Origin of the sequence: Burkholderia sp. DN3021 (assembly GCF_049805555.1) — a bacterium.
In the GTDB taxonomy this organism is placed as follows: Bacteria; Pseudomonadota; Gammaproteobacteria; order Burkholderiales; family Burkholderiaceae; genus Burkholderia; species Burkholderia pyrrocinia_C.
Map to the genome: position 1 here is coordinate 24,324 of NZ_JBNCAB010000079.1, position 11,179 is coordinate 35,502.

Annotated in this window: 7 protein-coding genes; 4 read left to right on the top strand and 3 right to left on the bottom strand. The window is 64.8% G+C overall.

Annotated elements, in window-relative coordinates; genetic code table 11:
- Positions 1–67: 67 nt before the first annotated feature.
- The 4 genes from ACPUER_RS28780 to ACPUER_RS28795 all read left to right on the top strand — a co-directional run bounded on the left by ACPUER_RS28780 (position 68) and on the right by ACPUER_RS28795 (position 6,999).
- Positions 68–2,626, top strand: coding sequence for a type VI secretion system Vgr family protein (locus ACPUER_RS28780; protein ID WP_425132742.1), 2,559 nt, complete (start codon positions 68–70; stop codon positions 2,624–2,626).
- Positions 2,626–3,675: a DUF4123 domain-containing protein gene (locus tag ACPUER_RS28785; RefSeq protein ID WP_425132743.1), complete on the top strand. Its 1,050-nt coding sequence runs from the start codon at positions 2,626–2,628 to the stop codon at positions 3,673–3,675. The genes ACPUER_RS28780 and ACPUER_RS28785 overlap by 1 nt, the downstream gene beginning before the upstream one ends.
- A 155-nt stretch (positions 3,676–3,830) precedes the next feature.
- The gene (locus ACPUER_RS28790; RefSeq protein WP_425132744.1) at positions 3,831–4,751 is read left to right on the top strand and encodes a DUF3304 domain-containing protein; all 921 of its coding nucleotides are present in this window, start codon (positions 3,831–3,833) and stop codon (positions 4,749–4,751) included.
- Positions 4,738–6,999 carry a hypothetical protein gene (locus ACPUER_RS28795; RefSeq protein WP_425132745.1) on the top strand — a complete coding sequence of 754 codons (2,262 nt, stop codon included), beginning with the start codon at positions 4,738–4,740 and terminating at the stop codon, positions 6,997–6,999. The genes ACPUER_RS28790 and ACPUER_RS28795 overlap by 14 nt, the downstream gene beginning before the upstream one ends.
- Before the next feature lie 81 nt (positions 7,000–7,080).
- Here the strand turns inward: ACPUER_RS28795 and ACPUER_RS28800 are convergent, their stop codons facing one another.
- From ACPUER_RS28800 to ACPUER_RS28810, 3 genes are all read right to left on the bottom strand, one after another.
- On the bottom strand, positions 7,081–8,040 hold the full coding sequence (locus ACPUER_RS28800; RefSeq protein ID WP_425132746.1) for an OmpA family protein: 960 nt from the start codon (positions 8,038–8,040) through the stop codon (positions 7,081–7,083).
- Between the two features lie 4 nt (positions 8,041–8,044).
- Positions 8,045–9,034, bottom strand: coding sequence for a type VI secretion system-associated protein TagF (gene tagF, locus ACPUER_RS28805; RefSeq protein WP_034183687.1), 990 nt, complete (start codon positions 9,032–9,034; stop codon positions 8,045–8,047).
- Positions 9,031–11,179: ImcF-related family protein (locus ACPUER_RS28810; RefSeq protein ID WP_425132747.1), on the bottom strand; the 2,149-nt coding region annotated here is incomplete at its 5' end. The genes tagF and ACPUER_RS28810, both read right to left, overlap by 4 nt.

The window sequence follows — 11,179 nt, forward strand, 5'->3', positions numbered from 1 at the left end:
AGAGAACGGCTGTTTCCTGAGAGCGCGGGCCCACGCGGGATCGCGGTAACAACAAGATGGATGACGCATGAACGTGACCGAACTCGCACAGGCGATTCGCGGTGGCCTGATTCAGCAGGATCGTCTGCTGAAGGCGGACATTCCGTCGTTGCCGAACAATGCACTCGTGCCGCGTCGGGCCGTGACCCATTCCGAACTGGGGCGCGATTTCAGCGTCACGCTCGATCTCGTTTCCACCGCGAGCGACATCGAGCTCAAGACGCTGATCGCGCAGCCGATCACATTGTGGATCCAGCAGGCGAACCAGTCGTATCTGCCGATCAACGGCTATATCCATACGGCGCGCAGGCTCGGCGCGGACGGCAGCCTGTCGAGCTATCAGCTGACTTTCTCGTCATGGATGCACTTCCTCAAGTTTCGCAGCGACATGCGGTACTGGCAGGACCAGAGTGTCGATGCGATCCTCGCCGATGTGTTCGACGCGCATCCGCAGGCCAAGGGGCGGTATCAGTTCGCGCTGTCGAAGCCGCTGCCGTCACGCTCGTACTGCCGCCAGAGCGAAACCGACTGGAACTTCGTGCATCGCCTGATGGAAGACGAAGGGCTGTTCGGTTTCTGGCGACATAGCGAGGACGGCAGCGCGCACACGCTCGTCATTACCGACGACCTGCACGCGCTCGACGAACTGTCGCCGAATCCTGTCAGGTTCGACCGCTCGGGAACGGGTAGCGAAACCGCCGGTTTCACGCAATGGGCCGCGTCGCGGACCTTGCAGAGTTCCCTGCACACCACACGCACGTTCGATTACAAGTCGCCGTCCTCGGCGGCCAATCCGAACGGCACGACGTTGCCGACGAAGGCCGACCAGGGCGATCTGCCGAACCAGACGGAAATCTACGAGTACACCGGCGCGTATACGTACGCGGGCCAGGATCGCGGCGAACATCTGTCGAAGATCCGCCTGGAGGAATGGGAGTCGCGCGCGAAGCGCTTCTTCGGCGTGGGCGGCGTGCGCGGGATCGATGCCGGGCGGCGCTTCACGCTGGCGGATCACCCCGAGCACGACCGCGATGCGGCGCAAGACCGGGAATTCGCGGCATTGAAGGTGTCGCGGTACATCGAGAACAACCTGCCGATCTCGGACCACGAAGCGAATTTTCCGCATAGCCTGCAGGATCGGCTGGCACGGGTGAAAGCCGGCCACGGTGACGCGGCCGCATTCGAAGTCGGGCATGACGACGGTTCGGCCGGGTTCTATCTCGTCGAAGTCGAAGCGCAGCGCGCGGCCGTGCCGTATCGCAGCCCGTTCGAGCACCGGAAACCCGCGATGCAGCTCGAAACGGCTGTCGTCGTCGGACCGAAGGGCGAGGAGGTTTATACGGACGAACTGAACCGGATCAAGGTCATGTTCGTCTGGGATCGGCAGAGCGCCGGGCGCGAAAATGCGTCGTGCTGGATGCGCGTCGTGCAGTCGGATACCGGCGGGGGGTACGGCGGCGTCCACATTCCGCGGGTCGGCGAGGAGGTGATGATCGGCTACATCGGCGGGGACTGCGACCGGCCGATCGTGATGCATCGCGTCTACAACGGCGCCGCCAAGCCGCAGTGGCATAGCGATGGAATCCTGTCGGGTTTCCGGTCGAAGGAGTATGCGGGATCGGGTCACAACGAGATGGTGCTCGACGACGCGACCGGGCAGAACCGTGCGCGCCTGTTCAGCAGCAGCGCGAATTCGCTGCTGCATCTCGGCTATCTGATCGAACAGAGCGGCAACACGCGCGGCGCGTATCTAGGCTCGGGTTTCGATCTGCGCACGGATGCTTACGGTGCGGTGCGTGCGGCACAAGGGCTGTATGTCACGACGCATCCTAAGCAGGCGAACAGCCAGCCGCTCGATGTGAGCGAAGCGCAGCAGCAGCTCGCCAATGCCGACGGGCTGCTCGAGTCGATGTCGCAGGTCAGTGAAATGCATCAGGCCGAAAGCCTCGGTACCGGGCACGATGCGCTGAAGCAATTCACCGACGCCACGAAGAGCAGCGTGGCGGGTGCGTCGTCGGGCGGCAGGACCGCCGGCGGCGGGACGGGGAGTGCGAATGCGTTCAAGGAGCCGGTGATGCTGTTCGCGAGCCCCGCGGGGATCGGGATGGCGTCGCAGCAGTCGGTGCACCTGTCGGGCGATCAGCAGGCCAACATCGTCAGCGGTCAAAGCACATTCATTACCAGCGGGAAGTCGTTGGTCGCCGGTATCCGGGATCGCATCAGCCTGTTTGCCCAGAATGCCGGGATCAAGCTGTTCGCGGGCAAGGGCAAGGTCGAGATTCAGGCGCATGCGGACAGTATCGAGATGACCGCGCAGAAGGTCGTCAAGATCGTGTCGTCGACCGAGAACGTCGACGTGGCCGCCAAACAGGAGATCCTGCTGACTTCGGGCGGCGCGTACGTGCGGATCAAGGGCGGCAACATCGAGATTCACGCGCCGGGGAAGATCGACATCAAGGGCGCCCAGCACGCATTCAGCGGCCCGACGAGCATGCCGTATCCGCTGCCCGCCATGCCGGGCGGCACGTGCAAGCAATGCGTGCTGAATGCGCATAGCGGGCGCGAATCGATGGTCGAGGCGGATTGATGGGTGACGTGAGCAACATCGGCAACGCGGGCGACGGGAGCGATGCAGCCGACATGAGCGAGGCCGTCGACGCCGCGCCGAATCCGCGCGAGCCGGAATGGCCGGTATTTCTGGAGGCGCTGAAGGCGTCGCTGAGGGGCGAGACCAGCGAGGGCCGGCCGATGCGACTGTACGCGATCGTCGATACGCGCGGTTATCAGGAGCTGGATACGCAGCTCGTGACGGTGCACGGCCTGCGCTACGCGTCGCTCTGGACGGATACCGGTCTCGACGCCTATACGGATATCGCACCGTACCTGATTGCCTTCGACCGCCAGGCACTCGACGACGAGGGAGGCGAGCAACATCGGCTGCTGCGCCAGCTGTGGCTGGATGCGGTCGATCTGCACGCGGTGACGTGGCTGTGGTCGACGTGGTCGTTCGATGCGCTCGACGCGCATCTGCGCAGATATGTGAAGTACGCGCTGCCGAACGGTCGCGCGTATTACCTGTTCTTCTTCGACAATCACGTATTCGGACGGCTACGGCTGGTGTGGAGCGATACGCAGGCGCAGCAGTTCGTTGCGCCGTTCGGCGAGATCCGCTATCGCAATCGGCGGCTCGAGGAGGTCGTGTGGCGCAACGATGCACCGGCGTCTGTCGGGGCCGCGCAGGCAGGCGATGTGCAGGGCTTGAGCGAGAAGCAGCATGCGCAGCTGATCGAACTCGGCTATCCGGACAAGCTCGTGCTGAAGTTTCGCGAGACGATGGCGGTGTCGATCGAGCACCTGTCCGATGGGGAGCTGTATGAGCGGGTCGTCGAGCAACTGGCACGCGCAGCGAACTACGGAATCGTCGACGAGCAGCAGACGCTGTATTACGTATTGACCGGCGTGCAGGTCGCCCCCCGATTCGACGAGCATCCGGCAGTGCAGGCTTGTCTTGTGGCCGTGTCTTGCGGCGAGAAGAGTCTCGACGATGCGCTGTTGACGATCGATGACGCGACGTGGAATGCAATTCGCGACGACTACGATCGCAGCCTTCTGGAGGAACGCGGCGGTGTGGCGTAAGTCTGCGACTGCCGATTGCGACGGCAAGGTCGACACACGCACGGTATGGATGCCGAAGAAGCCGCTGTTCGACTCGACGAACGAAAATATCAAGCTGGTCGCCGTGCCGGCAGGTCCCGACGGCATGCTGCCGCGGCCATGTGAAGAGAGTGCTTATGCCTGATGTCATGCAATACGCTGCACCGGAATTCCCTGCGATCGCTCGAGGCCGTCGCGGTGCGCGCGCCGCTCGCGGACGGTTCTCCGCTGCGTTGCGAGTCGCCGCGGCAGGCTTGCTGTTCGTGTCGATGGCGGCATGCAGCAAGTCGGATCCGACCTACACCAGCATTTCGACCGAGGCGCTGAACTACCTGCCGTACAACCTCGTTCGGTTCACGATCACCGACCAGTTCGGCAACAAGGCACGCGGCGGCGGTGATCTCGAACCTGGGGCAGGGGAGGGCAGCATCACCTGTTGCTACTTGCTGAAGGGCACCGATTTCAAGGTTCAGTGGACGTATTACGATGCGGACGACTGGCGGCCGGGCGAGCAGGTGAAGAAACAGCAGGCGGAGACGGACGTTTCGTTGCCGCCGACCAAGGAGCCGGATTCGATCGGCTCGCGCATTTTCGAAGTTCACTTCTATCCCGATCGTCACGTCGAATTGGCATTTCCCGGTGAGATGCTGGGCAGCACCCGATTGCCGATCGTCGACGTGTCGCGTGACCTGACGAAACGGTACGGCAAGCGGCTCGACAAGAAGTACGACGACAATGATGCCCAGTCGCATCGCCGGATTTCGAGAACCGTTGCGGAAGCCTGGATCAAGTACCGCTTCACCGATCGCAGCGACCTCGAGCAATACGCGTATTACGCGCTTCTGGTGAATCCCCGGTTCGACGCGCACCCGGAGGTGCAGAAACTCATTCAATCGAGCAAGGGGAAGCCGGGCGCATTCGCGAAGGCGGCCGCCGCGCTGTCGCCGACGGTTGTGAAGGAGCTCGGCCAGAACCGATTCCAGGCGGTCGCGGTGCCGTCGATTCCGGCGGGGCTGGTGCCGCCGCCACGTGAGGAGAATAGTCATGGCCGGAGCTAACGATCGAAACGCCATTCGACTCGATCCGGACGATGCTACGCCGCAGAGTGTTCGAATGGCCGTCGACAGGATGGCGACGGCCAACTATCCGAAGGGAGACTGTCTGCCCTGCGGGGCGACGATCCGTATCGGCGTGTTCTTCGACGCGTTCGGTCGCAGCAAGGACGAGGACGATCCGGACAGCGGGCTGTACTCGAACATTTCGCGCCTTTTCGATGCGCACCGCATCAACACGGACATCGACCGTCCCGTGAATCAGTTCTGGTTCCGGCTCTACTATTCGGGCCTCGGGACCGATCTCAACGCGGATGCCAAGTCGAATGCGTGGCTCAATGCCGGCCTCGCCGCGGGGAAAATGATCGGCAAGAAGGTGCTCGACGCAGCGAAGGGCGTCGGGGAGTCGGTTGCTCGCGTGAACCAACCGATCAAGCAACTGGACGTGAAAGGTCGCATGACGACGGCAGTCAAGCAGTCCGCCTCGGGGTTCTCGTTTCGGCCGATGCTGAATGCTTTCAACGACTTCAAGAAAGACATCCAGAACGTTCCCCGAACCGCACGCCGCATCGCGAACGTGCTGGATGCGTCGCCGGAGCGGATCTGGGAGCGCACGAAGGCGGGCGGCATCGCCGTGTTCCGGAACGCGAAGAACGACTTGAAGCACAATCCGCTCAAGATCGTGCAATCGACAGTCCGTCAGGTTATTACGGGAATCGCGATCGAAAACGTACCGATCGTGCGCGATTCTCAGGTGATGAGCGCGTACTTCGGTACCGGTGTCGATTCACGGCTCGTTGCCGCGAAGGACCAGCTGGAAAAGGCGATCGAGGCGGTCAAGGGGCAGACGTCGAAGATTCGAAAGATCGAGGTATCGGTGTTTGGCGCTGATCGTGGTTGCGTGCTGGCACGCACGTTCGTCAACGATCTGGCGACCAAGTACAAACGCCGCGACGACCAGGATCTTGCGATCAATGGCGTATCGCTGGAAATAAAGTTCGTCGGTCTGCTGGATGCGGTGTCGTCGATCATGTCGGAAGAGGCTGGCGAGATTATCGGCATCCTGCCGTTTCTTGGAACCATCAAGCCGAATTACAAGGACCGGTCGCTGGCCGTGCCCGCAAGCGTTCAGCGATGTGTGCATTTCGCCGCCGCTCACGAGATGCGCATGTACCAGCGCCTCGACAGCCTGGAAAAGACGCGTGCCGAGCAGCGGCTCTATCCGGGAACGAGCAGCGATATCGCGGGCGGCTCGTTGCATGGCTCGCTGGGCTTCAATGCGGAGCTGATGCGCATTCCGCTCAGGGACATGCTGTTCGAAGCGCTCAAGGCCGGGAGTGCACTCCTCGACATGGAAACGCTGGCCAAGCGGCGGCCTGACGTATTCAGCCGCTTCTCGATTGCGACGCCGATCACCTACGAAGGCAAGCAATACAAGATCAAGGCGCTGGTCGACGCATACCGCAAGGTCGTTCCGGATACACAGGGCGTGAACTTTCTGCCGCATGCGGAGGTATTCCTGCGCTGGATCGCCGTGCGATACCAGGATCCGGAATTCCGTCATGCGGTGACGGACCCGGCGACCGAATGGCGCAAGGACGTCGAAAAGGCTGACTACGACCGACGCGACGCAAAGGCGAAGCTCGACTGGGCGATGATGGGCAGCCAGCGGATGGACTCGCCCGAGATCCAGAAGCTGAAGCTCGCGAAGCAGGCGGCGGACAAGCGTTACAACGATCTATGGAGTGACGTCCCGCCGAGCAACTACACGACGGTCTGGCAGCGCCTCGACAAGGAGGCGAAGGAGATGACCGGCAAGTGGGAGAAGATGCGGCCGGAATACGAGGCCCAACAGCAGCGCCGCTTCACGCAGTCGTTCAACAACAAGCTGACCTATACGCCGCTGTTCCTCGCGCCTGCGTTTGCTCGCCACGTCGAGCTGAATGAGGACGAGGTTGCGCTGGTCAAGGCGTGGGAGCAGGGGTATGGGGGGAAAAACCCGCTACCGTCCGAGGTGATGGCGATGTTCGACATGCTCGTCCACGATACGTTGCTGACGAGTTGGCAGGATCACGTGCTTGCGCCGTCGCTGTACTTCAGGACACGGGACAAGGACGTGTTCGGAAAGACGGACTATGCGAAGGAAGACAAGCAGCGCAAGAGCGACGATCTCACCGCCGAACGGGTTGAACAGGCGAGCAAGCAGAGCCAGCAATGGGCGAAAAGTTACAAGGGGACGCCGCCGACACGTTGACGTCATTCAGCGGCGCGCAATCGTGTACCGCTGACACCCCGCCACACCAGGGCGGCTCATCGCGAGCCGCCCCCCGCAAACTTACTGCCCCACCCGGAACTCGATCCTCCGATTCCTCGCCCTTCCATCCGTCGTATCGTTCGGCGCGATCGGCTGATCCGGCCCGACGCCGGTCGTCGTCATCTGCTGCGGCGGGATGCTCTTCGTGATCAGGTAACCCTTCACCGCGTCCGCGCGCGCCTGGCTCAGCGCGATGTTCGACGTCCGGTTCCCCGAATTGTCCGTGTGGCCGATGATGTCGACCGTGCGATTCTGCATCTTCGCGAGCGCGGCCGCCATCTGGTCGAGGATCAGCCTGCCCTGCGGCGTCAGCGTCGCGCTGCCGGTCTCGAACTCGATCGTCCGGTTCGCGAGCGTCTGGTCGAGCACGCCCTGCTCGGACGCCGACACGCGCAGCCCGTTCTTGATCGTGTAGGTCGGGTTCAGCGTGTTCGCCATGTCGCTCGCGAGCTGCTGGCGCTGCGCCTCGTTGTGCACCTCGCCCTTCATCTCGATCTGCGTGCCGTTGATCTTCAACTGCCCCTTGCTGATCTGCTTGAGCTGCGCGCCGAGCAGCTTCTGCACGTTCGCGCTCCAGTTCGGCGGCGTCGCGACGTCGCCGACCTCGATCTGGTCGACGACGTTCGTCGCGCCGTAGGTATCGCGCAGCTTCTGCAGCACGGCGGCCTTGGTCGCCTCGTCGGGCACCTTGCCGCCGACGACGACCTGGCCGGGCGCCGCGTTCGCGGGCGGCGGCGTGATCGTGCCGGCCGTGCCGTGCACCACCGTGCCGGACGCGGTCGCAGGCGCGGCGCCGGGGTTCGTGTTCGACGACGGCAGCGCGGTCGTCGCGACCGAGCCGTTGCCGACCGGCGTGACGGTCGCGCCGGTGTTCTGCGCGAAGGCTGAGCCGCTGGCAACGAGGCCGGCGGCGAAAAGAGCAAGGAGGGTGGGGCGGGCGGGCGAGAGCCGCGGGCGCCGGGCGTGAATCGTGCGATGCATCCCGTCAGCCTCCGATGAACGCTTCGCGGAACGCGTCGATGGCGACGCGCAGCGAGAGTTGCGGTTGGTCGAGGTAGCTGACGAGCTTGCTGATCTGGTGATCGTTTTGCGCATGGGCGTCGATCCACTCGGGATCGTCGATGTCGATGTTGTGGGCGGCGTAGGTCTGCGGATCGACAACGCTCAGCAGCGTCTTCGCCGACGCGCCGTTGAAGCCGATGATCAGGCGTTCGCGTTCGGCGATCGAGCCGATGAAGATCGCGAGCTCGAAGTCGGCCTGCGCGACGAACGGCGCGATCAGTTCGAGCCAGAACGCGGCGACGAGGCTGCGGTAGAACGGATCGACCGGTAGCGGCAGCGTGAGGCCGCGCTCGATGTGCGACGAGCCGCTTTGCATCACCGGCCGCAGCAGCGAGCCGAGCGCGAGCATCGCGCCGCGCAGCCGCACGGGGTGGCCGCTTTCGAGCAGCATCTGCTGCAGGCCGTACAGCGACTGGTGTTCGACGAAATCGTTGAAGGTGCCGTCATGCGACGTGCCCGGGCCGCCGACGTCGATCGGCACCTGCGTGTCGCCGAGCGCCTGCAGCGCGCCGGGCGGCTCTTCCTTGCCGAGCAGCGGCGGGATCTGCGTGGCGACGCGCGACCACAGCCGCGCGAACGCGAGCGGGCTGCGCGCGAGAAACGCGAGCGGCCGGTCGACCTCGAGCGCGGTTGCACCGAGGAACGGGAAGCGGCGCATCGACACGTCGTGGCTCGCGACCATGTGGCCCGCGATCGCGAGCTTGCTGCGCGAGCCGAGGAACGCGAAATGCATCGGCTTCGCATCCTCGTAGACGAGCTTCCAGCGCGGGTCTTCCGCGAGCAGTTCGAGCGCCTGCGCGATCCAGCGATCGAGCGTCTGCAGCAACTGCGGATTGTGCGGGCTCTTCACGAAGTCGCCGCGCGACGGAATCTTGCCGAAGTAGGCGATTTGCGCCTGTACGGTTTGCGTCATTGCGCCCCCTGTGCATTCGTTGCGTTGGCGGCCGCGATGGCCGGCGCTGCGCCCGGCGTGCCCGTGCCGGACTGGGTCGCGTTCTGCGCGGCGCCCGCGCTCGCGTCGGCGACCGACGACGGCAGTTGCAGGCCGCGCAGGCTCTGCTGCTGCGGTTGGTCGCCGCCGCCGCCCGTCGGTTGCGACGTGCTGATGATGCGCATCGTCACCGACACGTTCACGCTGCCCTGTACCCACGTCAGGTCGAAGGTGCCGTCCGGACGGCGCTTGCGCTGCGCCGAGTTGATCAGCTTCTCGAGGCCGTAGCGGCCCGGCTCGTTGACGAGCTGCACCGTGCGGCCGTCGAAGGTCGTCGCGGACAGCGTCGCGCCCGGCGAGCCCTGCGGGTTCGGCCACACGAAGTTGGTCCACTGCGGCGGCGTGTTGCGGTAGCGCAGTTGCTGGCCGTCGATCGCGATCGTGTATTCCGTCGTGCCCGTGCTCGGCTGCGGCAGGATCTGGAACACCGTCTGCGGCTCGGACGCCGCGGCCGCGCCGCCTGCCGCCCCGCCCGCGAGCGGTGCGACCCAGCGCGCGAAGCCGTTCGTGAAGTCCGGCGTGAGCCCGATGCCCATGTCGCCCCACGTGCGGGCGGCGAGCGTGTCGCCGCGGCGCACCGCGAGCGGTCCGAGCGTCGTGCCGACGAACTTCGCGATCGAGCCGTCCGGACCGAACACCTGCGCGATCTCGCCGGCGCCGGCCTCGACCTTCGCGTTGGCCGCGAACGGGTACTTCGTCGCGAGCGAGTTCTGGAACGGCTGGTAGACCTGCGCGTTCCACACCTTGTTGACTTCGGCGCTGGCCGGCTGGATCACGACCGCGAACGCCTGCATCAGCGGCCGCACGAGCAGCGGACGCAGCGACTTGCGTTGCGAATCGGTGAGGCCCGTCAGCATCTGCTCGTCGACGAGCTTCAGCGACTCGGCGAGTTCCGAACCGTTGCCGTCGAGCGTCTGCTGCATCAGCTGGCGCGCGCCGGGGCCCGGGTCGCCCTGGTTCTTGATCACGTTGAAGCGGGTCCGGACCTTCGACAGCGAATCCATGTAGCCCTTGAGCATCGACGTGCCGTCATGCGTCGCGACGATCCGCGCGAGGCCGATGAACTCCTGGCCGACCGGACCCATCGGCACCTCGGCCGGATTGCCGTTGATGTCGATGTTGGCGGCCGCCACCTGGCCGGCCTGCGAGCGCGAGAACAGTTGCTTGACCCAGTTCACGACGCCCGTCTGCGCCTTCTTGATCGTCACGTTCGCGAGCGACGGGTTGTCCCACGACGTCTGGTCGTACGCGGTCTCGAGGATCTTGCGGATCGGCGAATCCTGCGGGTCGCCGAGGCGGTTCATCCCGTCGACGGCCTGGCCGAAGCTGCTGAAGCCCTGCACCGCGATGCCCTGCATGAACTTCTGCCAGTGCTGCGCGTACTCGGTCTTGTACATGCCGACCAGCGTCTTCTGGATCTGCTCGGGGCTGCCCTCGAGCGTCAGGTCGTCCTGCGTCGACGTGTTCAGCACCCAGTCCTTCGCCTGCAGTTCCTTGGTCGCCGCGTCGCGGATCGCCGGCTGCACGTAGTCGAACCACGCTTCGCGCGTGAACGTGCCCGGAATCGCGTAGCTGCCGGCCACCAGCCCCTGGTTGCCGTCGCCGACGATGCGCGCGATGGTCATCGGCGCGAAGCGGGTCGATGCGCGCGCCTTGATTTCCTCGTAGACGCGCTGGCGGGCCGGCATCCCGCGCACCACGCGGCGCAGGTTCTCGCGGGTCTGGTCGACGAGCGCGAGGTTCGCGTCGATCATCGGCCAGTCGTTGTCGTTCACGCGGGCGAGGTAGAACGAGATCATGCGCTCCGCGCTCTTGATCATCTCGTCACGCGGCATGTTGCCGCGATTCGTCTCGAGCCAGCCGCGCCAGAAGCGGGCGAGCTGGTCGGTCAGGTGCGCCTGCTCGACGTGGCGCTTGTCGGACAGCATCAGGTACGTCTTGAGCGCGTTGTACGCGTCCTGCACGTTGGTCGGCGACGCGTCGCTGTAGAGGCCGCCCTGCGGTGCGGCCGGCTGTTGCGGCGCGGCGGCCGGCGCGGTGCCGGACGCGGCCGGTGCGGCACCGGCC